Origin of the sequence: Burkholderia cenocepacia (assembly GCF_014211915.1) — a bacterium.
Lineage (GTDB): Bacteria > Pseudomonadota > Gammaproteobacteria > Burkholderiales > Burkholderiaceae > Burkholderia > Burkholderia orbicola.
This window is the reverse complement of record NZ_CP060039.1, coordinates 2,576,706-2,602,835: the sequence shown is the minus strand read 5'-3', so window position 1 is coordinate 2,602,835 and position 26,130 is coordinate 2,576,706. Positions and strand designations below refer to the sequence as shown.

General features: G+C 67.4%; 22 protein-coding genes, 1 other RNA gene and 2 pseudogenes. 15 read left to right on the top strand and 10 right to left on the bottom strand.

The window, feature by feature from the left end:
* Position 1: 1 nt before the first annotated feature.
* From SY91_RS12360 to lipA, 4 genes are read left to right on the top strand one after another with little or no spacing between them, the layout of a single operon-like run.
* On the top strand, positions 2-985 hold the full coding sequence (locus SY91_RS12360) for a thiamine pyrophosphate-dependent dehydrogenase E1 component subunit alpha (RefSeq protein WP_006478652.1): 984 nt from the start codon (positions 2-4) through the stop codon (positions 983-985).
* 54 nt (positions 986-1,039) lie between these two features.
* The gene (locus tag SY91_RS12355; protein WP_006478653.1) at positions 1,040-2,044 is read left to right on the top strand and encodes an alpha-ketoacid dehydrogenase subunit beta; all 1,005 of its coding nucleotides are present in this window, start codon (positions 1,040-1,042) and stop codon (positions 2,042-2,044) included.
* Positions 2,045-2,048: 4 nt separating this feature from the next.
* Positions 2,049-3,164 (top strand): acetoin dehydrogenase dihydrolipoyllysine-residue acetyltransferase subunit, encoded by a 1,116-nt coding sequence (locus tag SY91_RS12350; RefSeq protein ID WP_006478654.1) that lies wholly within the window; start codon positions 2,049-2,051, stop codon positions 3,162-3,164.
* 2 nt (positions 3,165-3,166) lie between these two features.
* A complete protein-coding gene (lipA, locus tag SY91_RS12345; RefSeq protein WP_006478655.1) occupies positions 3,167-4,132 on the top strand; it encodes a lipoyl synthase in 966 nt (321 codons plus the stop codon).
* An 11-nt stretch (positions 4,133-4,143) separates the two neighbouring features.
* On the opposite strand, the gene SY91_RS12340 is transcribed toward lipA, so the two are convergent.
* The 8 genes and pseudogenes from SY91_RS12340 to trxA all read right to left on the bottom strand — a co-directional run bounded on the left by SY91_RS12340 (position 4,144) and on the right by trxA (position 12,736).
* On the bottom strand, positions 4,144-5,496 hold the full coding sequence (locus tag SY91_RS12340) for an MATE family efflux transporter (protein WP_043887860.1): 1,353 nt from the start codon (positions 5,494-5,496) through the stop codon (positions 4,144-4,146).
* 2 nt (positions 5,497-5,498) lie between these two features.
* Positions 5,499-7,331, bottom strand: coding sequence for an ArnT family glycosyltransferase (locus SY91_RS12335; RefSeq protein WP_023476841.1), 1,833 nt, complete (start codon positions 7,329-7,331; stop codon positions 5,499-5,501).
* Between the two features lie 144 nt (positions 7,332-7,475).
* Entirely contained in the window at positions 7,476-7,742 is a 267-nt protein-coding gene (locus tag SY91_RS12330; RefSeq protein ID WP_011549676.1) for a type B 50S ribosomal protein L31, read from the bottom strand.
* Positions 7,743-7,899: 157 nt separating this feature from the next.
* Positions 7,900-8,733, bottom strand: a complete 834-nt coding sequence (locus SY91_RS12325; RefSeq protein WP_006478659.1) for a zinc-dependent peptidase — start codon at positions 8,731-8,733, stop codon at positions 7,900-7,902.
* A 38-nt stretch (positions 8,734-8,771) separates the two neighbouring features.
* Positions 8,772-10,327 (bottom strand): annotated as a pseudogene (locus tag SY91_RS12320) (MFS transporter).
* Complete coding sequence (locus tag SY91_RS12315; protein ID WP_006478661.1) at positions 10,324-10,824, bottom strand: MerR family transcriptional regulator; 501 nt, start codon at positions 10,822-10,824, stop codon at positions 10,324-10,326. Before SY91_RS12315 ends, SY91_RS12320 begins: the two are co-directional and overlap by 4 nt.
* A 128-nt stretch (positions 10,825-10,952) precedes the next feature.
* The gene (rho, locus tag SY91_RS12310; RefSeq protein WP_006478662.1) at positions 10,953-12,215 is read right to left on the bottom strand and encodes a transcription termination factor Rho; all 1,263 of its coding nucleotides are present in this window, start codon (positions 12,213-12,215) and stop codon (positions 10,953-10,955) included.
* 194 nt (positions 12,216-12,409) lie between these two features.
* The gene (gene trxA, locus SY91_RS12305) at positions 12,410-12,736 is read right to left on the bottom strand and encodes a thioredoxin TrxA (protein ID WP_006402348.1); all 327 of its coding nucleotides are present in this window, start codon (positions 12,734-12,736) and stop codon (positions 12,410-12,412) included.
* Between the two features lie 390 nt (positions 12,737-13,126).
* Here trxA and ffs point away from each other — a divergent pair.
* The 10 genes and pseudogenes from ffs to SY91_RS12255 all read left to right on the top strand — a co-directional run bounded on the left by ffs (position 13,127) and on the right by SY91_RS12255 (position 22,712).
* An RNA gene (gene ffs / locus SY91_RS12300) (signal recognition particle sRNA small type) lies at positions 13,127-13,225 on the top strand.
* Positions 13,226-13,352: 127 nt separating this feature from the next.
* Positions 13,353-15,722, top strand: a complete 2,370-nt coding sequence (locus SY91_RS12295; RefSeq protein WP_185920942.1) for a DNA polymerase III subunit gamma/tau — start codon at positions 13,353-13,355, stop codon at positions 15,720-15,722.
* 95 nt (positions 15,723-15,817) lie between these two features.
* Positions 15,818-16,144, top strand: a complete 327-nt coding sequence (locus SY91_RS12290) for a YbaB/EbfC family nucleoid-associated protein (RefSeq protein ID WP_006482124.1) — start codon at positions 15,818-15,820, stop codon at positions 16,142-16,144.
* A gap of 31 nt (positions 16,145-16,175) precedes the next feature.
* Complete coding sequence (gene recR, locus SY91_RS12285; protein ID WP_006478665.1) at positions 16,176-16,772, top strand: recombination mediator RecR; 597 nt, start codon at positions 16,176-16,178, stop codon at positions 16,770-16,772.
* A 48-nt stretch (positions 16,773-16,820) separates the two neighbouring features.
* Positions 16,821-18,026 (top strand): CaiB/BaiF CoA transferase family protein, encoded by a 1,206-nt coding sequence (locus SY91_RS12280; protein WP_034174549.1) that lies wholly within the window; start codon positions 16,821-16,823, stop codon positions 18,024-18,026.
* A 220-nt stretch (positions 18,027-18,246) separates the two neighbouring features.
* A complete protein-coding gene (surE, locus tag SY91_RS12275) occupies positions 18,247-19,008 on the top strand; it encodes a 5'/3'-nucleotidase SurE (RefSeq protein ID WP_006478667.1) in 762 nt (253 codons plus the stop codon).
* Entirely contained in the window at positions 19,005-19,937 is a 933-nt protein-coding gene (locus SY91_RS12270; protein ID WP_124477283.1) for a protein-L-isoaspartate(D-aspartate) O-methyltransferase, read from the top strand. Before surE ends, SY91_RS12270 begins: the two co-directional genes overlap by 4 nt.
* A 5-nt stretch (positions 19,938-19,942) precedes the next feature.
* Positions 19,943-20,832: pseudogene (locus SY91_RS12265) on the top strand (peptidoglycan DD-metalloendopeptidase family protein).
* A gap of 11 nt (positions 20,833-20,843) precedes the next feature.
* Positions 20,844-21,932: an RNA polymerase sigma factor RpoS gene (gene rpoS, locus SY91_RS12260; RefSeq protein WP_011694300.1), complete on the top strand. Its 1,089-nt coding sequence runs from the start codon at positions 20,844-20,846 to the stop codon at positions 21,930-21,932.
* Positions 21,933-21,935: 3 nt separating this feature from the next.
* Complete coding sequence (locus SY91_RS12255; protein ID WP_023477349.1) at positions 21,936-22,712, top strand: 3'-5' exonuclease; 777 nt, start codon at positions 21,936-21,938, stop codon at positions 22,710-22,712.
* Between the two features lie 30 nt (positions 22,713-22,742).
* Here the strand turns inward: SY91_RS12255 and SY91_RS12250 are convergent, their stop codons facing one another.
* Positions 22,743-23,597, bottom strand: a complete 855-nt coding sequence (locus tag SY91_RS12250; protein ID WP_023477350.1) for an endonuclease/exonuclease/phosphatase family protein — start codon at positions 23,595-23,597, stop codon at positions 22,743-22,745.
* 305 nt (positions 23,598-23,902) lie between these two features.
* Between SY91_RS12250 and rlmD the strand changes: the two genes are divergently transcribed.
* A complete protein-coding gene (gene rlmD / locus SY91_RS12245; protein ID WP_034174708.1) occupies positions 23,903-25,207 on the top strand; it encodes a 23S rRNA (uracil(1939)-C(5))-methyltransferase RlmD in 1,305 nt (434 codons plus the stop codon).
* A 62-nt stretch (positions 25,208-25,269) separates the two neighbouring features.
* On the opposite strand, the gene SY91_RS12240 is transcribed toward rlmD, so the two are convergent.
* Complete coding sequence (locus SY91_RS12240; protein WP_006484459.1) at positions 25,270-25,968, bottom strand: Bax inhibitor-1/YccA family protein; 699 nt, start codon at positions 25,966-25,968, stop codon at positions 25,270-25,272.
* Positions 25,969-26,130 lie beyond the last annotated feature (162 nt).

Here is a 26,130-nt window from a genome sequence, read left to right as displayed (position 1 = left end):
CATGACCGCTTCGACACAGCTCGGCAGGGACAAACTGCTGGACGCCTATCGGCTGATGCGCACGATCCGCGAATTCGAGGAACGCCTGCACGTCGAATTCGCGACCGGCGAGATACCCGGCTTCGTTCACCTGTACGCGGGCGAGGAGGCATCCGCCGTCGGCACGATCCTGCACCTCGGCCTCGACGACTACGTGGCCACGACGCACCGCGGCCACGGCCATTGCATCGCGAAAGGCGTCGACGTGCACGGGATGATGGCCGAGATCTACGGCAAGAAGACGGGCGTCTGCCGCGGCAAGGGCGGCTCGATGCACATCGCCGACCTGTCGATGGGGATGCTCGGCGCGAACGGCATCGTCGGCGCGGGCGGCCCGCTCGTGTGCGGCGCGGCGCTCGCGGCCAAGCACAAGAAGACGGGCGGCGTCGGCGTGTGCTTCTTCGGCGACGGCGCGTCGAACCAGGGCGTGATCTTCGAATCGATGAACCTCGCGTCGGTGTGGCGGCTGCCCGCGATCTTCGTCGCCGAAAACAACGGCTATGCGGAAGCGACGTCGTCGAGCTGGTCGGTCGCGACCGACAACATCGCCGATCGCGCGAACGGGTTCGGGATGCCGGGCGTGATCGTCGACGGCTTCGACTTCTTCGCGGTGCACGAGGCGCTCGGCGAGGCCGTCGAACGGGCGCGCAACGGCGGCGGCCCGACGCTCGTCGAAGTGAAGTTCACGCGCTACTTCGGCCACTTCGAGGGCGATGCGCAAACCTACCGGGCGCCGGGCGAAGTGCAGAAGCTGCGCGACGAGAAGGACTGCCTGAAGCATTTCGAAACGCGCGTCGTGCGCGCCGAAGCGCTGACGACCGACGACCTGCGTGCGGTCGACGCACAGGTGAAGGCGCTGATCGACGACGCGGTCGCGCAGGCGAAAGCGGCGCCGTTGCCGGATGCCGCCGACCTGCTGGCCGACGTCTACGTGTCGTATCCGTGAGCGCGGGCTGACACCGCAGCCGGCACGGCGAACCGAACATTCCAGGAGACAGACATGGCAAGGAAGATCACTTATTCGCAGGCGATCAACGAGGCGCTCGCGCAGGAAATGGCGCGCGACGACAGCGTGATCGTGATGGGCGAGGACAACGCGGGCGGCGCGGGCGCGCCGGGCGAGGACGACGCATGGGGCGGCGTGCTCGGCGTGACGAAGGGGCTGTTCCACAAGTTTCCGGGCCGCGTGCTCGATACGCCGCTGTCGGAGGGTGGCTACATCGGCGCGGCGGTCGGCGCCGCCGCGTGCGGGATGCGTCCCGTCGCGGAACTGATGTTCATCGATTTCATGGGGGTGTGTTTCGACCAGATCTTCAACCAGGCCGCGAAATTTCGCTACATGTTCGGCGGCAAGGCCGTGACGCCGGTCGTGATCCGCGCGATGTACGGCGCCGGCCTGCGCGCGGCCGCGCAGCACTCGCAGATGCTCACGTCGCTGTTCACGCATATCCCGGGGCTGAAGGTCGTGTGCCCGTCGACGCCGTACGACGCGAAGGGGCTGCTGATCCAGGCGATCCGCGACAACGATCCCGTGATCTTCCTCGAACACAAGCTGCTCTATACGCGCGAGGGCGACGTACCGGAGGAATCCTATGCGATTCCGTTCGGCGAGGCGAACGTGATGCGCGACGGTGACGACGCGACGATCGTCACGTACGGCCGGATGGTGCATCTCGCGATGGACGCGGCCGCGACGCTCGCGAAGGACGGCATCCAGTGCGACGTGATCGACCTGCGCACGACGTCGCCGCTCGACGAAGAAACGATCCTCGAAAGCGCGGCGCGCACCGGGCGCGTGGTGGTGGTCGACGAAGCGAATCCGCGCTGCTCGATCGCGACCGACATCGCCGCGCTCGTCGCGCAGCGCGCGTTCCGGTCGCTCGAGGCGCCGATCGAGCTCGTGACCGCGCCGCACACGCCCGCGCCGTTCGCCGGCGTACTGGAAGACCTGTATATCCCGTCCGCCGATGCGATCGCGCAGGCGGTACTCAAGACGAGGAGCTGACACGATGTCGATTCACATGATCACGATGCCCAAATGGGGGCTGTCGATGGAGCAGGGGCAGGTCAACGGCTGGCTGAAGGCAGTCGGCGAGCGCGTGACGAAGGGCGACGAGGTGCTCGACGTCGAGACCGACAAGATCTCGTCGGGCGTCGAATGCGCGTTCGACGGCACGCTGCGCCGGCAGGTCGCGCAGGAGGGCGAGACGCTGCCCGTCGGCGCGCTGCTCGGCGTCGTCGCGGCCGCCGAGGCGAGTGATGCCGAGATCGACGCGGCGATCGCCGACTTCCAGCGCGATTTCGTGCCGAGCGCGGCGTCCGACGAGGCGGCCGGCCCGCAGCCGGAGAAGGCGCAGATCGGCGGACGCACGATCCGCTTCCTGAAGCTGGGCGATGGTTCGGACACGCCGGCCGTGCTGATCCACGGCTTCGGCGGCGACCTGAACAACTGGCTGTTCAATCACGCGGAGCTCGCCACGCACCGGCCGGTGTGGGCGCTCGATCTCCCCGGCCACGGCGAATCGGGCAAGGCGGTCGAGACCGGCAGCCTCGACGAACTGGCCGACGCGGTGCTCGCGCTGCTCGATGCGCAGCACATCGAGCGCGCGCACCTGATCGGCCATTCGATGGGCGGCGCGGTCGCGATGACGGTGGCCGAGCGCGCACCGCAACGCGTTGCATCGCTCACGCTGATCGCGAGCGCGGGGCTCGGCACCGACATCAACCGTGCGTACATCGACGGCTTCGTCGCCGGCAACAGCCGCAATACGCTGAAACCGCACCTCGGCGCGCTGTTCGCGGACGACGCGCTGGTCACGCGGCAACTCGTCGAGGATCTCGTCAAGTACAAGCGGCTCGAAGGCGTGCAGGCCGCGCTGGAGAAGATCGCGCACGCCGCGTTCGACGGCGCTGCACAGCGGCGCGTGTTCCGCGACCGGCTCGCGACGCTTGCGCCGCGCACGCTCGTGATCTGGGGTGAGCGCGACGAGGTGATTCCCGCGCAGCATGCGCAGGGTTTGCCGGACGGCGTGCGTGCCGAGGTGATCGCAGGCAGCGGACACATGGTGCAGATGGAGGCGGCCGCCGACGTGAACCGCCTGATCGTCGCGTTCCTCGGAGACTGACGATGGCCGCCGCGCTCGAACGACCCAGCCTCACGGCGCTCGGCCAGCCCGGCGCGAGAAGTCGCGACAAGCTCGCGCGCATTCCGGTGCGCGTCGAGCCCGCGGCCGGCGCGGCGCTGCCGAAGCCGCCGTGGCTGCGCGCGCGGCCGATGATGAGCGCGGCGGTGGCCGACATGGCCGCCGTGCTGCGCGAGCATCGGCTGCATTCCGTCTGCGAGGAGGCGATGTGTCCGAACATCGGCGAATGCTTCGCGCAGCGCACCGCGACCTTCATGATCATGGGCGGGCTGTGTACGCGGCGTTGCCCGTTCTGCGATGTCGCGCACGGCCGCCCCGAGCCGCTCGATCCCGACGAGCCCGCGCGGCTGGCCGACGCGGCGGCGGCGCTCGGGTTGCGCTATGTCGTGATCACGTCGGTCGACCGCGACGACCTGCGCGACGGCGGCGCCGCGCATTTCGCCGCGTGCATCGCGGCGGTGCGCGCGAGCGTGCCGGGCATCGGCGTCGAGGTACTGACGCCGGACTTCCGCGGCCGCGCGGCGCGTGCGCTCGACGCGCTGTCGTCGGCGTGGCCCGATGTGTTCAACCACAACATCGAGACGGTGCCGTCGCTGTATCGCGCGGCGCGGCCGGGCGCCGACTATCGCGGCTCGCTCGAACTGCTCGCGCAGGCGAAGGCCGCGCGGCCGACGCTCGTGACGAAATCAGGCTTGATGCTCGGACTCGGCGAGCGCGACGACGAGGTGCGCGACACGCTGCGCGACCTGCGCGCGCACGAGGTCGACGTGCTGACGCTCGGCCAGTATCTGGCGCCGTCGGAACACCATTTGCCGGTGCGGCGCTACGTGAGCCCGGAGGCTTTCGCCGCATGGCACGACGAGGCGCTCGCGCTCGGTTTCAGGGAAGTCGTCGCCGGCCCGCTCGTGCGGTCGTCGTATCACGCGGCCGACGTGCTGGAGAACGCGTAGCGCGCCGCGCGTCAGGCCGCGGCGGCGTGCGCGCGGCTGATGCGGCGCAGGTACAGCACGAGCCCCGCGCCCGCGAGCATCAGGCTGACCGTGTTCGCGAACCAGAAGCCGCGTGCGCCGGTCAGCCACGCGGGCGCGATCCCGCCCACGTCGAAGCCGAGCACGTAGCCGCCGCTGAGTCCGACGCCCCACAGCGCGACCGCATAGATCACGGTCGGCACGGCCGCCACCTTGTACGCGCGCAGCACGAACGCCGACGTGACCTGCAGCGCATCGAACACGTGGTAGCACGCGACGATCGCGACGAGCGGCATCGCGGCCGCGGCGACGGCCGGGTTCGGCGTATAGCCGCCGATGATCAGCGGGCGCAGCGCGACCACGAGCACGCCGTAGGCGGCCGCCACGCCGCACGCGAAGATCACGCTGTGCCGGCCGAGCAGCCGGGCTTCCTCGGCGCGTCCCGCGCCGAGCGCGCGCGCGACCAGCGTCGACGCCGCTACGCCGATCGACAGCGGCGTCATGTACAGCACCGCGCCGATGTTGCCGGCGATCTGGTGGCCGGCGAGTGTCGTCGTGCCGAACTGCGCGATGAACAGCGCCATGCACGTGTACGACGTGACCTCGATCAGGTACGACAGGCCCATCGGCACGCCGAGCTTCAGGATCGCCTTCTGGCGCGCCCAGACGGGCCAGCAGAAGCGCGAGAAGATCGCGAGCGGCGCGAACACGTCGAGCTTCGCGAGCAGCGTGTAGCCGATCAGCGCGAGCGCCCAGTTGATCAGCGTGCTGGCCAGCCCGCAGCCGGGGCCGCCGAGCGCCGGTACGCCGAAGCCGCCGAAGATGAACCACACGTTCAGCGGAAACTTGAGCAGCAGCGCGCCGATCTGGAGGATCATCGCAAGTCGCGGCTTGCCGGCCGCGTTGGTCAGCGCGTTGTAGATGCGGAATACGAGGCTGGCGGGCAGCCCGTACGACAGGATGCGCAGGTAGTCGACGGTGCGATCGTGCAGCGCGGCGGGCGCGTGCGCGACGCGTAGCAGCGGCTCGGGAAAATGCAGCAGCAGGAAGCCCGGAATCGAGAGCAGCAGCGCGAGCCACAGCGCCTGGCGCACTTCCTCGCCGATCTCGGCATAGCGCCGCGCGCCGTACAGTTGCCCGGTGATCGGCTGCAGGGCGGACAGGATGCCCGTCAGGCCGATGTAGATCGATACGTAGATCGACGAGCCGAGCCCGAGCGCGGCGAGATCGACGGCCGAGTAGCGGCCGACCATCGCGGTGTCGATCACGCCGAACGCGATGATCGCGAGCTGGCCAACCAGCACCGGCCACGCGAGACCGACGATTCGGCGGATGTCGCCGAACATCGTCAATCGGCCGCCTGGCGGCGCGGCGGACGCCGCTTGACGGGCGTCTTCGGCCGTTCGATGCGCTCGTACAGGCGGAAGCGCTCGTCGCGGTCGGCGACGCGGCGGCCTTCCCAGACGAGACGCCACACGTATTGCGACATCGCGCTCGGCTCGCCGAAGTCGGCGCGGTCCTGACGCAGGATCACGTCGCAGTCGCCGGAGAAATCGAAGCGCATGTTGCCGAAATACGCGAAGGTCGCGATCTGCGCGTCGCCGAGCCGCACCGGCGAAATGCACTCGTAGTCGGACGGCAGGTGCACGGCGATCTGTTGCGCGACGTCGCGATAGGTCCGGCCGTAGTTGACGATCGGCAGCCACAGCGTCATCAGCAGCACCCACATCAGCGTGGTGCCCGCGCTCGACAGCACGACGCTGCGCCACAGCACCTTAGGCTGTCGCGACACGCGCCAGCGCGCGAGGAAGCACCAGCACACGGTGACGATCACTGCGCAGATGAACGACAGGATCTTGAAATGCGGCTCGTAGCCGGGCACGAGGCGCGCGAGGTTGCGCGCGAGCGGATGCGGGAAGCCGGTGAGCGACGCGAGCCAGACGAGCCACACGAAGGTGCCGAGGATCGTGAAGCTCAGCACCGCGAACCAGTCGATCGCGTTGATCGCGCCGCGCTTGAGGGTCGGCAGCGCGAACGTCGCGAGCACCGCGAGTGGCGGCAGCAGCAGCATGTACATGCGGTTCGACTGCTGGCTTTGCAGGATCACGAGCGCGACGAGCGGCACGGCGACCGACAGCGGAATCGCGATGTGCGCGCGGCGGCGCATGCCGGCCCAGCTCCACCACGCCCAGATCGCGAGCGGCCACGCAGGCCACGTGAACAGCGGCAGGTTCTTCGCCGCATAGCCGAGCACGGCCGTCGGCGGGCCCGAAAAGCGCATCAGGCTGCCGTGGATCCATTGGTTGAAGAACCACGCGGCGTCGTCGGGCGCCGCGACGAAGGCGGCGAGCGGCCACAGCGCGAAGATCGCGGCCGCGAGCGGCACGCCGACCAGCGGCAGGCGCAGGTTGCGCATTTCGGGCGTGACGAGCCACAGCGCGGCCGTGCCCGCGAGCAGCGCGACGACCAGCACCGGGTTGCCGGACAGCGCGACGAGGCCGATCGCGAGGCCCCACCACAGTGCGCCTTGCAGTGGCTTGTCGATGCCGCGCACGATCCCGTACACGAGCATCGCGATCCACGCGAACTGCGCGAGCTGCGGCGTCGTTTCGTGCCCGCGTTCCGCGAGGCCGAAGCAGGCGACGAGCACCAGCAGCGCGCCGTCCGCGAGCGTGCGGCCGTAGTCGCGCGGCTCGGGTTCGCCGCCGAATGCGTATTTGAACGGTTGAACCTCGGCGCGCCGGCCGAGCAGGTAGGCCGCGTACCAGACGAATGCGCACGCGACGCAGAACAGCACGCCGGTATCGACGCGCGACGCGTTGCTCGCGTCGACCCACGGGCCGAGGCCGCGGATCGACAGCGCACCGAGCCAGTAGCCGAGCGGCCCGTCGGTCGTGATGAACTTGCCGACCAGGTTCGGCAGGAGCCAGTCGTGCCAGCCGCCCTTGGCCATCGTCCACATCACGCCGAAGCCCGCCGCGTCCTCGTTTTTCCACGGGTCGCGGCCGAACAGGCCGAACGCCGCGTAGACGAAGCAGAGCGTGAGCAGCAGCCAGCGTGGCAGCGCACGCGTGGCGGAGGCGGTGAGACGGACGACAGGCTTCATGCAGATGAGCAATTTGTTATGGGCGGGCGGCCGGCGCGGGTGCGCGCGGTCGAGCCGGTTTCGAGCATCCGGCATTGTAGTCGCGCCCGCTGTTGTGCGTCAGGTCGTTTCCCGGGCGCCGGGCGGCGTCTTTCCGGGCGAGCAGAGACAAAAAAGGGCAGCCTGGGCTGCCCTTTCGTGCGGTACCGGTGCGTAGCAACCACCGGAACGGTGCAAAGCTTACTTTGCCGCAGCCTTGCCGTTGGCGCGTGCGCCGAACTTGTTCTTGAACTTCTCGACACGGCCTGCCGTGTCCATGATCTTTTGCTGACCCGTGTAGAACGAGTGCGATTCCGACGACACTTCGATCTTGGCGAGCGGGTAGGTCTTGCCTTCGTGTTCGATGGTTTCACGCGTCTGGATCGTCGAGCGCGTGATGAACTTGAAGCCGTTCGACATGTCTTGGAAGACGACTTCGCGGTAGTCCGGGTGAATGCCAGGTTTCATGATTTTCCTTGGTGATAGCGGTAGCCAACCCGCCGCTTGCCGTGTCGAGCCGCCCCGATGGGAGCGATTCGGCCGACGCCAAGCCCGGCGCGAGCCACTTGCCTAAGGTCGAAAAACGGCGATTATGCCAGAAAATCAGACGGTTGACGAATAATTTTCACGGTGCGTCGAGGGCCCCGGTGCCGGCCGGATCTTGCCGGTAGTAGCGCGCCAGCAGCCGGTACAGCTCCGGAAATTCGGACTCGAACGCTTTCGGCCGGACGAACAGCGCCTCGCTGCACACCGCGAAGAATTCCGACGGGTGATCGGCTGCATAGGGATCGATCAGCGAGTCCCGCTCGAAGCGCGCCCATGCGCGATCCGGCACCGCGTCGACGCGCGCGCAGAACTGGTCGTACGCATGTTCGAACACGTCGGCCCACGCCTGCGCGTCGAGGTGCGGCGCATGCCAGCGGCGAAACAGGGGCGGATAGCCGTCGGCCGCGCCGTTGACCATGTCGATCTTGTGCGCGAACTCGTGAATCACGACGTTGTATGCGTCCCGGCCGTCCGTCATCTGCGCGTCTTCCCACGACAGGATCACGGGGCCGCCTTCCCATGCCTCGCCGCTCGCATCCTGCTCGACTTCATGGACGACGCCGTCCTCGTCCTGCACCGTCTTGCGGATCACGAATTCACCCGGATACACGACGACGCCCACCCAGCCGTCGTACAGCGACAAATCGAGATTCAGCACGGGCAGGCAGGCCTGCGCGGCGATCGCGACGATCATCGCGTCGGTCAGTTCGAGCCCGTGCGCGGTCGAAAACGATTTTTTCGCGACGAACAGGCTCGTCAATTCGCGCAGCCGGCCGAGCGCGTCGGGCGGCAGGGTGGCGAGGAACGGCAGGCGCTCGACGGTTTCCTGCCACAGCGCGTCGGGAACCGGATGGCTGCGCAGCGCGCGGTCGCGGCGGCGGTCGTCGAACCAGCGAGTCAGTTTCGAAAGCATGGAGGCGGCGGACGAAAATCCAAAGCCTGTCTTTTAACTCAATCGATCTGTTTTTGCCATGCCGCGAAGAGGCCGCCGACGAGCGCCACGCCCGCGAGGAAGTAAAAACCGTCGAGCGACGCGAGGAACGACGCCTGTTGCGCGACCATCCGCGCGATCGACGCGATCGCGAGGCCGTGCGCGTCGTTCAGCGCGTGGCCGGCGGCCGCATAGCTGCGCGTCAGTGCATCGACGGTCTGCTGGAACAGCGGGTCGAACACGTTCGCGCGCTCGACGAGCCGCGTTTGGTGGACGGCCAGGCGATGCTGCTCGACGATGATCACCGACGACGTCGCGAACGAGATCGTCAATTGCCGCACGATGTTCTTCAGCCGGTAGCCGTGCGTGTATTCGTCGATCGCGAAGATCCGGAACGTGAGGTTCGCGACCGGCAGCACGATGAAGAGCAGCAGCAGCCCGCGCAGCAGCAACGGGACGATCAACGCGGCTTCGCCGACCTGCGGCGTCATCCGCGTCATCCACAGCGCGGCCGTGACGGCGATCGCGAACCCGGGCACGACGAACCACTTCTTGTGCGCGACGAATTTCGCGTAGCGCAGGTAGGCGAACAGCGCGGTGGCCGAGATCAGCGACATCGTGCCGACCAGGCGCCCGGCATTCTCGACCGGATAGCCGAGCCCGCCCTCGAGAAGCCGCGCCGTCAGGTAACTGAAGCCCGTCGTCTCGTAGTAATAGAACATGTAGAGCAGCAGCCCGACCTGGAACGTCCGCTCGCGGAACGCATGCAGCCGCACGAGCGGCGTCGGATGGTGCCACTGGTGATACGCGAACCACGCGAGCGCGCCGAGCCCGGCAAACGTCAGCATGATCAGCATCGGCGAGCCGCTGTAGAGCTGGTAATGCACCTGTTGCAGCACGATCTGCAGCGCCCCTTGCGCGAGCGCGAACACGACGTACGGCCAGAAATGTCCGGAACCGCGTTCGTCGTCCGGCGTGCGGCCGGAATCGGGCAGCGTGAGCAACGCGAGGATCGCGAACGCGATGCCGGCCGGTGCCGTGCACGCGAACAGCGCGCGCCACGTCGAATGCGCGACCAACAGCCCGCCGACGATCGGCGCGAGCGCGCTGCCGAGCAGGATCATGATCAGGAAAGCGCGCGTCGCGGGCGGCCGCTCCTGCGGCTTGAAGCTGATCTGGATCAGGATCCGGCACGCGCCCATCATCGGGCCGATGAAATAGCCCTGGAAGCCGCGCGCGAACGCGAGCTCCAGCGACGTGTCGGCCAGCGCCGCCGCGATCGCGCCGAACGAGAACATCAGCATGCAGCCCGCGACGTAGCGGCGATGGCCGAGCCGGTCGACCCACCATTGCTGCTGCAGGATGCCGAGCACGGCCGTGACCGCGTAGGCGCTCGACGACCACACCAGTTCGTCGGGCGACGCGTTGATGCCGCCCGCGATGTAGCTCGCGAAGAACGAGAAGACGGCGTTGTCGAAGTAGTCGATGCCGGTGACGAGCGCGAGTGCCCACGGGAACAGGTCCCGCGCAGGTTCGCGCGACTCCATAGCGGCGGCCGGCCCGGCACCGCGTTCATTCGCGGTCCTTGCGGGCGCGCCGCGCGCCGATTTCGGCCCGCCGCTGCGCGATCAGTTCATCGGCGTTTTCGCCGGCGAGGCGCCGCTCGACGTAGTCGATGTCGTGCTGCAACTCCTTGCGCAGCGCGACGGCTTCCTTCAACTCGCGCTGGACGGCCGCGATCCGCCGGTCGAGCGTATCGATCTGCTCGGCGAGGCCGGTTCGGATGTCGCGCAGCGAGGCATCCGAATAGCGGCGCCGGCCGTCGCCCGTTTCTTCCAGCGGACGCTTCAGCATTTCGGTGATGCCGTGCAGCGAGAAGCCGAGCGCGCGCAGCCGCAGGATGCGCGCGAAGCGTTCGAGGTCGGCTTCGTCGTAGAGGCGGTAGCGACCTTCGCTGCGCGATGGCGTGACGAGTCCGCGCTCTTCGTAATATTTGAGCGTGCGCGGCGTGACGCCGAGTCGCGACGCGGCGTCGCTGACGGTCAGGAGCGGGGTGGCGGCATCGTTCGGCATCGGGTGCGGGGAATTCGAAGGGGCAATGACGCGATTATAGATCAACCTGTACGTTCACGTTCATGTTGGGATCGAAAAACGGCCGCCGGGCAGGGTGCGCGGGCGGCCGTGTTGCGGAGCGGGGGCGATCAGCCGCCGCGGCGCATCAGGTCGAAGAACTCGGAGTTGCTCTTCGTCTGGCGGATCTTGTCGAGCAGGAATTCCATCGCCTCGACCTCGTCCATGTCGTGGATGAACTTGCGCAGCACCCAGATCTTCTGAAGGATCTCGGGCTTGATCAGCATTTCCTCGCGACGCGTGCCCGACTTGTTCAGGTTGATCGACGGATACACGCGCTTTTCCGCGAGACGGCGCTCGAGGTGCACTTCCATGTTGCCGGTGCCCTTGAACTCTTCGTAGATCACGTCGTCCATGCGGCTGCCGGTTTCGATCAGCGCGGTGCCGATGATCGTCAGCGAGCCGCCTTCCTCGATGTTGCGCGCCGCGCCGAAGAAGCGCTTCGGACGCTGCAGCGCGTTCGCGTCGACACCGCCCGTCAGCACCTTGCCCGATGCCGGGATCACGGTGTTGTACGCACGTGCGAGACGCGTGATCGAGTCGAGCAGAATCACGACGTCGTGCTTCATTTCGACGAGGCGCTTGGCCTTCTCGATCACCATTTCGGCGACCTGGACGTGGCGCGTGGCCGGTTCGTCGAACGTCGACGCGATCACTTCGCCGGCGACCGAGCGCTGCATTTCGGTCACTTCTTCCGGGCGCTCGTCGATCAGCAGCACGAACAGGATCACGTCCGGGTGGTTCTGCTTGATCGCGTGCGCGATGTGCTGGAGCATCACGGTCTTGCCCGACTTCGGCGACGCGACGAGCAGGCCGCGCTGGCCCTTGCCGATCGGCGCGATCATGTCGATGATGCGGCCCGTGACGTTTTCCTCGCCGCGCATTTCGCGTTCGAGCGACAGCGGCTTGTTCGGGTGCAGCGGCGTGAGGTTCTCGAACATGATCTTGTGTTTCGAGGCCTCGGGCGGCTGCCCGTTGACTTTGTCGACCTTCACCAGCGCGAAGTAGCGCTCGCCGTCCTTCGGCGTGCGGACTTCACCTTCGATGGTGTCGCCGGTGTGCAGGTTGAAGCGGCGGATCTGCGACGGGCTGATATAGATGTCGTCGGTGCTCGCGAGGTACGACATTTCCGGCGAGCGCAGGAAGCCGAAGCCGTCCGGCAGCACTTCGAGCGTACCGTCGCCGAAGATCGTCTCTCCCGTCTTGGCGCGCTTTTTGAGAATGGCAAACATCAACTCCTGCTTGCGCAGGCGGTTCGCGTTTTCGATCTCCAGGCCATTGGCCATTTCGATCAGTTCGGAGACGTGCAGAGACTTGAGCTCGGATAAATGCATACGGAGAACCCGCCAGGGAGGAGATGCGACGAAAGAAATAAGGGAGGAGGGCGAGCGGAAGCGCTCAGAGACTTAAATGCGTCTTGTCGACGTTTTTTAATTCTAGCATAGCCCGATTCGCGCTTGAGCGAGCGATCGGCGGCGTGATGGCGGACGTGTTGCCGACTGACAACACGTCCGCGGAACTGCCGGTATTACAGGTGGCTGTCCAGGAATGCGGTGAGCTGCGACTTCGACAGCGCGCCGACCTTCTGCGCGGCGGCCGCGCCGTTCTTGAACAGAATCAGCGTCGGGATGCCGCGCACGCCGAATTTCGCGGGCGTGGCCTGGTTGTCGTCGACGTTGATCTTCGCGATCTGCAACTTGTCGCCGTAGTCCTTCGCGACTTCGTCGAGGATCGGGGCGATCATCTTGCACGGGCCGCACCATTCGGCCCAGAAATCGACGAGTACGGGCTTGTCGGACTTGACGACGTCCTGTTCGAACGATGCGTCGCTGATGTGTTTGATCTGTTCGCTCATTGGGTCAATACCTCTTACGGTTCGGGGACTGCCTGCTTGCGCGTTGCGGCGTACCGGCCGCCGTAGGCTGCCGGCCGCTGCGGCAGGTCACTCCGCCTTTCCGGAAAGGAGGGGCGTAAGCGCTGCATGCCGCGACTCGCGGGTCGTTCGGGCGTCATATTAGCCTAAATTGCTATCTGCTGCGGGCGGCGATAGTAGTCGCTACGCGAGTAGGGGTACGACGCGACGTTCGACCGTCGTGCCATGCAGATGGAGGCCGGTCCGTCAATTGCAAGGGGCGGGCCGCATCCGGCCCGTGCGAAGGGGCGACGCGCCGGTTTGCCCGGCGATATTCGCATTGATGCGAACAAACGGTCGCATTCGTCCGGAAGCGGTGATAGAATATGCCGTGACGGGCCTCCTCGCATGGTGGGGCGGTGAACCTGGTCAGGTCGGGAACGAAGCAGCCACAATCGTTTTCCGCCAGTGCCGAGGGTTGGGCTCGTCACCTTCCTTCTCGCCCCGTTCGCAGGGCGTTTTTTATTTCTGCGTCACACTCCGTTCGACCTGCCTCTTGCCCGTCTTCCGCACCGTTTCGCGTGTCGGCGCGACGCAGCGTTACTGATACAATTTCCCGATGACCTATCAAGTTCTCGCACGCAAGTGGCGTCCGAAGGATTTCGCTTCGCTCGTCGGCCAGGAGCACGTCGTCAGGGCGCTCACGCACGCGCTCGACGGCGGGCGTCTCCATCACGCCTATCTGTTTACCGGAACGCGCGGTGTCGGCAAGACGACGCTGTCGCGGATCTTCGCGAAGGCGCTCAACTGTGAAACCGGCGTCACGTCGCAGCCGTGCGGCGTGTGTCGCGCCTGTCGCGAGATCGACGAGGGCCGTTTCGTCGATTACGTCGAGATGGACGCGGCGAGCAACCGCGGCGTCGATGAAATGGCCGCGCTGCTCGAGCGCGCGGTGTACGCGCCCGTCGATGCGCGCTTCAAGGTCTACATGATCGACGAAGTGCACATGCTGACGAATCACGCGTTCAACGCGATGCTGAAGACGCTCGAAGAGCCGCCGCCGCACGTCAAGTTCATCCTCGCGACGACCGATCCGCAGAAAATCCCCGTCACCGTGCTGTCGCGCTGCCTGCAGTTCAACCTGAAGCAGATGCCGGCCGGGCACATCGTGTCGCATCTCGAGCGGATCCTCGGCGAAGAGCAGATCACGTTCGAGCCGCAGGCGCTGCGCCTGCTCGCGCGCGCCGCGCAGGGCAGCATGCGCGACGCACTGTCCCTGACCGATCAGGCGATCGCCTATTCGGCGAACGAGGTGACCGAGTCGGCGGTGTCGGGCATGCTCGGCGCACTCGACCAGACGTACATGGTGCGCCTGCTCGATGCGCTCGCGGCGGCCAATGGCCCGGAAATCCTCGCGATTGCCGACGAGATGTCGCTGCGCAGCCTGTCGTTCTCGACCGCGCTGCAGGATCTCGCGAGCCTGCTGCACCGGATCGCCTGGGCGCAGTTCGCGCCGGGCTCGGTGCTCGACGAATGGCCGGAAGCGGCCGACCTGCGTCGTTTTGCGGAGACGCTGAGCCCCGAGCAGGTGCAATTGTTCTATCAGATCGCGACGGTCGGGCGCGCCGAACTCGGCCTGGCGCCCGACGAATACGCCGGTTTCACGATGACGCTGCTGCGGATGCTCGCATTCGAGCCGGTCGTTGGCGCCGGCAGCGCGCCGGGCGGCCAGCCGTCCGTGCCGCCGCGTGCCGTGCCGGCCCCGCGTGCTGCAGCGGCGCCGACCGCTGCCGCGGCGAAGCCGGTGTCGGCCACGCCCGCCAGCGCAGCGCGTCCGCAAGCTGCGGCGCCGGCGGCATCCGTGGCGCCGGTCGCGCGTCCGGCACAGTCCGGCGGCGAAGCCGAGCGGCCGGCCGCCAAGTCAGCTGCCGCCCCGTCACCGGCAGAGGCAGCGGCTTCGGTGCCGGCAGCGGCCGACGCACAAGCTATCGAGCTGCCGCAGCCGGAAACGAAGGCAGCGCCCGCTGGCGACATGCCGCCTCCCGCCCGAAAGGAACCCGAGCCGCCTGCCGTTGCCGCCGTGCAGCGAAACGACGAACCGGCTCCGCAGGCCGAACCGACGCCGCGCGCCGCGTCGCCCGAGCCGGCCGCCGTGCGTCCGTCGGCGCGCGCAGGCGGTGCCGCCGCCGCGCTCGACGTGCTGCGCAATGCAGGGATGCGCGTGTCGTCGGACCGCGGCGGGCGCGCAGGCGCGGCAGCCAAACCGGCGGCCCAGCCGGCCGCCGAGAAGCCGGCCGCGCCGCGTCCGGCCGTCCAGGTGCCGACGCCGCGTGCCGTTGCCCGCGCGCCGCAAGCAGCCGAGTCGCGCCAACCGTCGCCGCCGTGGGAGGACATCCCGCCCGACGACTACGTGCCGCTCAGCGCCGATGAAATGTTCGGCGGTTCCGACGACGGCTTCGTGCCGGTGTTCGACAGCGGCCCCGACGATGTGCGCGTGACGCCGAAGCCGGCGGACGCGCGTCCGGTCGCGCCGATCGACACGCGGCCGCTGCCGCCCGCGATCGCGCTCGATCCGATCGGCTTCGACGGCGAATGGCCGGCGCTCGCCGCACGGCTGCCGCTAAAGGGCGTCGCGTACCAGCTCGCGTTCAACAGCGAGCTGACGGCCGTCGATGCGGGCACATTGAAACTGTCCGTGCCGGTGCCGCAGTATGCGGACGCCGCGCAGGTGACGAAGCTGAAGGCTGCACTGGCCGATGCGCTCGGCAAGCCGGTCGAGGTGACCGTCGAGGTCGGGCCCGCACGGCGCACCGCGGCGGCGCTCGATGCGGCCGCGCGCGCGGCGCGCCAGCGCGAAGCCGAGCAGGAGATTCACGGCGATCCGTTCGTCCAGCAGCTCGTGCGCGACTTCGGCGCGCGCATCGTCGAGGGGTCGGTGCGCCCGCTCGCCGATTCGGCGCCGGACGGTGTGCCGCCCACACTCCATTGAACTGACCGCCCCGCGACAGGCACAATCACGCCCCGCACACATTGGCCGGCACGCGCCGCGTGCCGGTTTTCACACGATCAAGAAGGAGTATTCCCATGTTGAAAGGCAACCTCGCCGGACTGATGAAGCAAGCGCAGCAAATGCAGGAAAACATGAAGAAGATGCAGGAGCAGCTTGCGCTCATCGAAGTCGAAGGGCAGTCGGGCGCCGGCCTCGTGAAGGTGACGATGACGTGCCGCAACGAAGTGCGCCGCGTGTCGATCGACCCGAGCTTGCTCGCGGACGACAAGGACATGCTCGAGGATCTCGTCGCCGCTGCGTTCAACGACGCGGTACGCAAGGCCGAAGCCACGTCGCAGGAAAAGATGAGCGGCATGACGTCGGGCCTGCCGCTGCCCCCGGGCTTCAAGCTGCCGTTCTGAGCGCGGCGTCCTTGCCACTCTTTGCCGCCGTATGAAACAGCCGTCCGCCTTGTCCGCTCTCGTCGAAGCGTTGCGCGTGCTGCCCGGTGTCGGGCCGAAATCAGCGCAGCGTATGGCGGTTCACCTGATGCAGCACGACCGCGAGGGCGCGGAGCGGCTCGGCCGGTCGCTGCTGTTCGCGACCGAACACCTGCAGCACTGCGAGAAGTGCAACACGTTCACCGAGGCGCAGATCTGCGAGGTCTGCAGCGACGAGGAGCGTGATCCGACGCTGCTGTGCGTCGTCGAGACGCCTGCCGACCAGATCATGCTCGAGCAGACGATGACCTACCGCGGGCTGTATTTCGTGCTGATGGGCCGACTGAGCCCGCTCGACGGAATCGGTCCGAAGGAAATCCATTTCGACCGCCTCGTGCGGCGCGCGTCGGACGGCGTCGTCAAGGAGGTCGTGCTCGCGACCAACTTCACGAACGAGGGCGAAGCCACCGCCCACTACCTCGGCCAGACGCTCAAGGCGCGCGGGCTGGCGGTCACGCGCCTCGCGCGCGGCGTGCCGGTGGGCGGCGAGCTCGAGTACGTCGACGCGGGCACCATCGCCCGCGCAATGCTCGATCGTCGCACGATGTAAGCCGGGCGCCGCTTGCCGGCGGCGCCGTTCCTCATGCCAGGGAGACACATGAGCACCAGCCAGGGCCCGCTCGCGGGCGTCAAAGTGCTCGAATTCGGAACGCTGATCGCGGGGCCGTTCGCGTCGCGGCTGTTCGCCGAATTCGGCGCGGAAGTGATCAAGATCGAGGATCCGAACGGCGGCGACCCGCTGCGCAAGTGGCGCAAGCTCCACCCGGAGCAGGGCGGCACGTCGCTGTGGTGGTCGGTGCAGGCGCGCAACAAGAAATCGGTCACGCTGAACCTGAAAGCCGACGCCGGCAAGGCGATCGCGCGGCAGCTCGCGAGCGAGGCCGACATCGTGATCGAGAACTTCCGCCCGGGCCTGCTCGAAAAGCTCGGGCTCGGCTACGACGTGCTGTCGGCCGACAATCCGGGTCTCGTGATGGTGCGCCTGTCCGGCTACGGGCAGACGGGCCCGTATCGCGACCGGCCCGGCTTCGGCGCGATCGCCGAATCGATGGGCGGGCTGCGCCACATCACCGGCTATCCGGATCTGCCGCCGCCGCGCATCGGCATCTCGATCGGCGACTCGATCGCGGCGCTACACGGCGTGATCGGCGCGCTGATGGCGCTCCATCACCGCAAGGTCAACGGCGGCGCGGGGCAGGTGGTCGACGTTGCACTGTATGAAGCGGTGTTCAACATGATGGAAAGCGTGGTGCCCGAGTACGGCGTGTACGGGATGGTGCGCGAGCGCACCGGCGCGTCGCTGCCGGGCATCGTGCCGTCGAATACGTACGCATGCCGCGACGGCAGCATCGTGATCGGCGGCAACAGCGATCCGATCTTCAAGCGGCTGATGAAGGCGATCGAGCGCGACGACCTCGCCGACGATCCCGCGCTCGCGCAAAACGACGGACGCGTGCCGCGCACGCAGGAAATCGATGACGCGATCGCCGCGTGGCTCGCGCCGCGTACGATCGACGAGGCGCTCATCGTGCTCAATGCGGCCGACGTCCCGGCCGGACGCATCTACAGCGCGGCCGACATGTTCACCGATCCGCAGTTCGTCGCGCGCCAGATGATCCAGCGTTTCAAGCTGGCAGACGGCACCGACATTCCGCTGCCGAACATCACGCCGAAGCTGTCGGACACGCCGGGCGAAACGCGCTGGCTCGGGCCCGAGCTCGGCGAGCACACCGACGAGGTGCTGCGCGGCCTCGGCTACGACGCACAGGCGATTGCCGCGCTGCGCGAGGCGGGCGCGATCTGAGTGCGCCGAGGCCTGCGCGCTTTGCGCCGGCCCTCCCGACGAAGGTTTCCCCAAGGCGATTTTCTCTAGGCGGAAAACCCGGTCGGCCCGGTGTTTTCCCCAGCGCGCGGAACGCCGCCGCGTCGTGCGGCGGCGCACCGCATGTCCATGCGTATACCCGCCCGTCCGCGGTGGCCGGACTGTCGCTCTCGCGCCATCTTTCCTCGGTTACAATCGCCGGATGCGAATCCTACTCAGCAACGACGACGGCTATCTCGCCCCCGGTCTCGCCGCGCTCAGCGAAGCGCTGCAGCCGCTGGCCGAGCTTACGGTGATCGCGCCCGAGCAGAACTGCAGCGGCGCGTCGAATTCCCTCACGTTGTCGCGGCCGCTGTCGGTGCAGCGCGCAGCGGGTACGGGTTTCTTCTACGTGAACGGCACGCCGACCGATTCGGTGCACGTCGCGCTGACGGGGATGGCCGACGCGAAGCCGGACATCGTCGTGTCCGGCATCAACAACGGTCAGAACATGGGCGAAGACACGCTCTATTCGGGGACAGTTGCGGCCGCCACCGAAGGCATCATGTTCGGTGTGCCGGCCATCGCGTTCTCGCTGGTCGACAAGGGCTGGGCCCGTCTGGCCGACGCCGCGCGCGTCGCCGCGGAAATCGTCGCGCACTACCTCGCGCATCCGCTGCCGGGCAACCCGCTGCTGAACGTCAATATTCCGAACTTGCCGTACGACGAACTGAAGGGCTGGAAGGTCACGCGTCTCGGCAAGCGTCATCCGTCGCAGCCGGTGATTCGACAGACCGACCCGCGCGGCGAGCCGATCTACTGGATCGGCGCCGCGGGCGAGGCGCTGGACGCCAGCGAAGGCACCGATTTCCACGCCGTTGCAAACGGTTTCGTCTCGATCACGCCACTGCAGCTCGATCTCACGCATACGCAGATGCTGCCCGCGACGCGCGAATGGGTGCGCGCCGGAGGGCGGGCTTCATGAGCGGCGAGCGCGCGAAGCGGTTCCCGCTCGCGCTCGAAGATCTCAAGCGAGCGCCACGCAAGTCGGAAGGTCGGCACGGTGAACGCCAGGCGGCGGGCGCGCTGCCGAAGGCCGCCGACAAACCCGCAGCCGTGCTGAAGCCGGTTGCGGTGAAGCCGGCCGCCGTGCGGGCGCCGCTGCCGGGTATCGCCGCGGCGAAGCCGGCGACCGCACCGAAGCCCACCGCGCTGAAGCCTGCGCTGCCGAAGCCAGCTGCGCCGAGCATCGCGCCGGCCGGCGCGTTCGCCCTCACGTCGGAACGTGTGCGCGAGCGGATGGTCGAACGGCTGCGCGCGAACGGCGTGACCGATGCGCGCGTGCTGGACGCAATGGCCGCGGTGCCGCGTCACCTGTTCGTGGATCCGGGGCTCGCGACGCAGGCCTACGAGGATTCGGCGTTGCCGATTGGCCACCAGCAGACCATTTCAAAGCCGTCGGTCGTCGCGCGCATGATCGAGCTCGCGATGGCCGGCCGCACCCTCGAGCGCGTGCTCGAGATCGGCACGGGTTGCGGCTATCAGGCCGCCGTGCTGAGTCACGTGGCACGCGACGTGTATTCGATTGAACGCATCAAGCCGCTTTACGAGCGTGCGAAGCTGAACCTGCGGCCGCTGCGCGTGCCGAACATCCGTCTGCACTACGGCGACGGGCGTGTCGGCCTGCCGTCCGCGGCCCCGTTCGACGCGATCGTGATCGCGGCGGCGGGGCTCGACGTGCCGCAGGCGCTGCTCGAGCAACTCGCGATCGGCGGGCGGCTCGTCGCGCCGGTCGGCGCGCAGAGCGGGCAGCACCAGGTGCTCACGCTCGTCGAGCGCGTCGCGCACGCGCAATGGCGAGAGTCCCGGCTTGATCGCGTTTTCTTTGTCCCTTTAAAATCCGGAGTGATTTGAAACCGATGAGTATGTTGCGCGCGATGCAAAACAACCGATCCAGGGAACCGCTCACGTTCGCCCAGCGCGCGATCTGTGTGGCTGCGTTCTCCACGCTACTGGCCGCCTGTGCGACGCGGCTCGACAACGCGCCCGTCGTCGACCGCTCCGGGTCGCTCGGCACGACCGCCGCCGCGCAGCCTGCGGTGCCGCTCGGTCCGCCGCCGCCGGGCTTCTATCGTGTGAAGCCGGGTGACACGCTGTACCGGATTGCGCTCGAGAACGGGCAGAACTATCGCGACATCGCGACGTGGAACAATCTGGCGAACCCGAACCAGATCGAAGTCGACCAGCTGCTGCGCGTGGCGCCGCCGGGCGGCGCTGCAGTGGCGGGCACGCCGGCCGCCGCGCCGATCGTCGGTGGTGCGGTCGCGACCGCGCCGCTGAGCAGCGGTCCGGCCGCGCCGGCCGCCGGCACGTCGTCGGCGCTCGCCGCCACGCCGCCGGCCGCGGCAACCGGATCGAGCGATACGGCGGCGGCGTCGAGCGGCCCCGTGACGTTCGCGTGGCCCGCGCGCGGCCCCGTGCTGAACGGGTTCGACGATGCGAAGAACAAGGGTGTCAATATCGGCGGGACGGCCGGCGAGGCCGTGAAGGCGGCGGCGGACGGCCGCGTCGTTTACTCCGGCAACGGTCTGCGTGGTTACGGCAACCTCATTATCATCAAACACGATGCAACTTACCTCACGGCGTATGCACACAATCGCGCTTTGATGGTAAAAGAGGGGACGCGGTAACGAAGGGGCAGAAGATCGCCGAGATGGGTAACAGCGATGCCGACCGCGTGATGCTGCATTTCGAGGTTCGCCGGCAGGGTAAGCCTGTCGATCCGCTGAAGTATTTGCCGCCTCAATAACCGAGACGACCATGCCGAAATCGAAGCGCCACGAGCCGCAAGCCGAGTCTGAGAAGATCAGTCGTGCCACGCAAGCATCGGTGGGGCGAGTGGGTGCTTCGACGGACGACGAAGAGGATGTCGCGGAAAACGAACGTGATCTCGAGGCACGCGACGCCGACGCGGACGGTGGCGACGACGAGCGCGAAGGCCGTCAGGAAGCCGCGCCCGATGTCGACGATTTCCGCACGCTGCTGCAGGCCGAGCTCACGGCCGACACGATCCAGCATTACCTGAACCGCATCAGCGTGAAGCCGCTGCTGACCGTCGAGGAAGAGCAACGCTATTCGCGCCTCGCGAAGGCCGGCGAATTCGAGGCGCGGCAGGTGATGATCGAGCGCAACCTGCGGCTCGTCGTCAGTATCGCGAAGGGCTACCTGAACCGCGGCGTGCCGCTGCTCGACCTGATCGAGGAAGGCAACCTCGGCCTGATGCACGCGATCGAGAAATTCGACCCGACGCGCGGTTTCCGTTTCTCGACCTACGCAACATGGTGGATCCGGCAGAGCATCGAGCGGGCAATCATGAACCAGGCCCGCACGGTGCGCCTGCCGGTGCACGTGATCCGCGAACTGAACCAGGTGCTGCGTGCGAAGCGCCACCTCGAAAAGAATTCGATGTCGACGGGCGAGGCGGCCGAACGCCGCGAAGCCAGCATCGACGACATCGCCTATCTCACCGGCAAGACCGCCGAGGAAGTCACCGACATCCTCGCGCTCAACGAGCACACGGCGTCGCTCGATGCGCCGCTCGACCTCGATCCCGCGAGCAGCCTGCTCGACCTGCTGCCCGACGACCAGAGCCAGTCGCCCGACGCCGAGGTGCAGCACCGCGAGCTCGAAACGCTGACGCGCGCGTGGCTGTCGCGGCTGTCCGACAAGCACCGGCACGTGATCGAGCGCCGCTTCGGCCTGAACCACATCGAACCGGCGACGCTCGAGGAGCTCGCCGACGAGATGGGGCTCACGCGCGAACGCGTGCGGCAGATCCAGCAGGAAGCGCTGGTGCGCCTCAAGCGGTTCTTCGCCTCCAACGGCGTGCGCAAGGACGCCGTTCTGTAACCGATGACCCCGATTCTTGTTTTTGACATCGAGACGATTCCCGATGTCGACGGCATTCGCCGTCTGGAAGACCTGCCCGCGACGCTCGACGATGCCGCGGTGGCTGAACACGCGTTCGCCGCACGCCGCGAGAAGACCGGCGGTGATTTCCTGCCGCACCACCTGCAGCGGATCGCAGCGATCTCGTGCGTGTTTCGCGACAACAACGGTTTTCGCGTGCGCTCTCTCGGGACGCCGCAGGACAACGAAGCGACGCTGATCCAGTCGTTCTACCGCGTGATCGAGAAATACACGCCGCAACTCGTGTCGTGGAACGGCGGCGGTTTCGATCTGCCGGTGCTCCATTATCGCGCGCTCGTGCACGGCATTCCCGCCACCCGCTACTGGGATCTCGGCGAGGACGACCGTGAATTCAAGTGGAACAACTACATTTCGCGCTATCACTCGCGGCATACCGACCTGATGGATGTGCTCGCGATGTATCAGGCGCGGGCGAACGCGCCGCTCGATGCGCTCGCGAAGCTGTGCGGCTTTCCGGGCAAGCTCGGAATGGACGGCAGCCAGGTGTGGCCGGCGTTCCGGGACGGGCGGATCGAGGAAATCCGCAACTATTGCGAAACCGACGTCGTCAACACCTACCTGCTGTATTGCCGGTTCCAGTTGATGCGCGGGGGCCTGACGACGAGCGAGTATGCGGACGAGATCCTGCTCGTGAAGAATGCGCTTGCGCAGGAACCGGCGCCGCACTGGGTCGAATACCTCGCCGGCTTCGACGCGTAGCGCGGGCGGGCCGCGCCGTCGCCGGTGCGATCAGCCGAGTTCGAGCAGCACCGGCTGGTGATCGGACGCACGTACGTCGCCGTCGATCTCGCAGCCGATTACGCGCGGCAACAGTGTGTCGGTCACGAACACGAAATCGCACGCGAGCGGGCCGTCCGACCATTGCACCGTATCGTAGACGCCGGCCGTCGGCGGCGGTGTATGGCCGGGGTGCCGCGCGATCCACGCATCGACGAAACCTGGTGCGTCGGCAATCGGCTCCAGGAAGCGCCGGTACGCGTCGCTGTCGAATGCGCTGTTGAAATCGCCGCAGACGATCGCATCGCGGGGCTGTCCGGTCGCGCTGAACGGCCCCTCGGGCGTTTCGGCGGGAGCGGGTTGATCCGCGTGCGCGCAGGCCTCGCGATGCCGGTCGCGTAGCGCGTCGACCTGCGCAAGCCGCTGGCGCGCCGAGTAATACTCCAGATGCGTGGTGACCACGCGCAACGACCCGAAGGGCGCCTGCAACTCGATATCCAACGCGGCGCGCGGCATCGACGGCGCGCCGGCGTCGGCCGGCCACGGCAGCGATTGGCGCAGCACGCGCCCGACCGGCAGCCGCGTCGCAATTGCGTTGCCGAACTGGCGGCGCGGGGCGCCCGGCCGGATGGCAGGCAGATCGGCGCCGATGGCGTCTACGATCGTATAGCCGGGCAGCAGCGCCGCGAGTTCGGCGAACTGGTCGGGGCCGGGCCGGCCGGGTAGAGCATCGAAGCCGCGTGTGAGCTCCTGCAGGCAGAGCACGTCGAAATCGCCGAGCCGGCGGATGGCCGCGACGGTGCGGGGAAGATCGACGACGCCGTCCGCGTCCCGACCCCATTGGATGTTCCAGTCGATCAATCGCATGGTCGAGTCTCCTTGGTCTGCTGCTGCGAGCAGAACCCGTGCCGCGGTGGGGCCGCGCTGCGGGCAACGGGAGGCGGTCCTCAGTTGCTCACGCGCGGCGCAGCGCGGCATCGGCCTGCGCATCGGCATCGGCGCTTGCGCGACGAAAGCGCGCGACGGGGGCCTTCGTCGTCTACAATCTCGCCTTCTTCAACGTTTGTCAGGAAAAGCTGGTGTCCGAAGCCGTCCCCACTTCTGCGCGCAAATCGAAAAATGCGCCCGTCGCGCCCGGGCCCGCCCCGGTTCTCGAGATCGAATCGCTCGACATGGAAGCGCGCGGTGTCGGCCGCACGATGACCGAGGACGGCGAGCCGGGCAAGGTGATCTTCGTCGAAGGCGCGCTGCCGGGCGAACGCGTGACCTATTCGAGCTATCGCCGCAAGCCGAGCTACGAGCAGGCGACGGTTGTCGACATTCTGCGCCCGAGCGTGATGCGCACCCAGCCGAAGTGCACGTTCTTCGGCACCTGCGGCGGCTGCTCGATGCAGCATCTCGACATGCGCGCGCAGGTGGCGGTCAAGCAGCGCGTGCTGGAAGATAACCTCTGGCACCTGGCGAAGCTGCGCGCGGAAACGATGTTCGCGCCGATCCACGGCCCGTCGTGGGGCTATCGCTACCGGGCGCGCCTGACCGTGCGCAACGTCGCGAAGAAGGGCGGCGTGCTGGTCGGCTTCCACGAGAAGAAGAGCAGCTACGTGGCCGACATGACGAGCTGCGAAGTGCTGCCGCCGCACGTGTCGGCGATGCTCGTGCCGCTGCGGCGGCTCGTCGAGGGGCTGTCGATTCGCGACCGGATGCCGCAGATCGAACTCGCGGTCGGTTCGACCGTCACGGCGCTCGTGCTGCGCGTGCTGGAGCCGATCAACGCGGACGACGAAGCGCTGCTGCGCGCGTTCGCGGACGAGCACAAGGTGCAGTTCTGGCTGCAGCCGAAGGGGCCGGACACGGTGACGCCGTTCTATCCGCTCGACGTGTCGCTCGACTACACGCTACCGGAATTCGGCATCCGCATGCCGTTCAAGCCGACCGATTTCACGCAGGTCAATCACCAGATCAACCGTGTGCTGGTGGGCCGCGCGCTGCGCCTGCTCGCGCCGTCGCGCGACGATCGCGTGCTCGACCTGTTCTGCGGGATCGGCAACTTCACGCTGCCGCTCGCGCGGCTGTCGCGCGAAGTGATGGGCATCGAGGGCAGCGACACGCTGACCACGCGCGCGCTGGCGAACGCGCGCGAGAACGGTGTCGACGGCCACACGACGTTCGCGTGCCGGAACCTGTTCGAAGTGACGGGCGACGATCTCCGCGCGCTCGGCGCATTCGACAAGTTCCTGATCGACCCGCCGCGCGAAGGCGCGCTCGCGGTGTCGAAAGCGTTGGCCGAAATCGCGCAGAGCGGTGCAGGCCCGTTGCCGAAGCGCATCGTCTACGTGTCGTGCAACCCGTCGACGCTCGCGCGCGATGCGGGCTTGCTCGTGCACGAGGCCGGCTACCGGCTGAAGGGCGCCGGGGTCGTGAACATGTTCCCGAATACGTCGCACGTCGAATCGATCGCGCTGTTCGAGCGCGACTGAGCCGGGCGGCGGACGTAAAAAAACCGGCCCGCGGGCCGGTTTTTCATGGTGCGTGCCGAACGTCAGTTGCGGTTGCCGCCGAAGATGCCGAGCAGCGCGAGCAGGTTCGTGAACACGTTGTACAGATCGAGGTAGATCGCGAGCGTGGCCGAGATGTAGTTCGTCTCGCCGCCGTTCACGACGCGCTGGACGTCGAACAGCATGTAGGCCGAGAAGATCGCGATCGCGAGCACCGACACGGTGAGCATCAGCGCGGGCAGTTGCAGGAAGATGTTCGCGACCGACGCGAGCAGGATCACGATCACGCCCATGAACAGCCACTTGCCGAGCCCCGAGAAGTCGCGCTTGCTGACGGTGGCGATCGTCGCCATCGTGGCGAAGATGATGCCGGTGCCGCCGAACGCGAGCATGATCAGCGACGGGCCATTCGAGAAGCCGAGGATGAAGCTCAGCAGCCGCGACAGCATCAGGCCCATGAAGAACGTGAAGCCGAGCAGCACGAACACGCCGGCCGCGCTGTTTTTCGTCCGCTCGATCGCGAACATGAAGCCGAACGCGATCGCGAAGAACGCGAGCAGGCTCATCATCGGGCTCGTGGCCGCGAACAGCGAGAAGCCCGTCGCGACGCCGACCCAGGCGCCCAGCACGGTCGGCACCATCGACAGCGCGAGCAGCCAGTACGTGTTCCGCAGCACGCGGTTGCGAACCTCGGCGGTGCTGACGGAACCGCCGCGGCCGAAATTGTACGGATAGTCGTTCATGGTTTCTCCTAACATTGAACGCGTGGGCGTCCGGGGCCGGTTCGGCGCGCGCGATGTGCGGCGCAGCAAACCGGGGCAGCTATGGCTAAGATACGTTCCGTGCCGGGAGGTTTCAATGGCCCGGCGGCACAAAACATATGGATTCTGAACCTTTCATTCGTG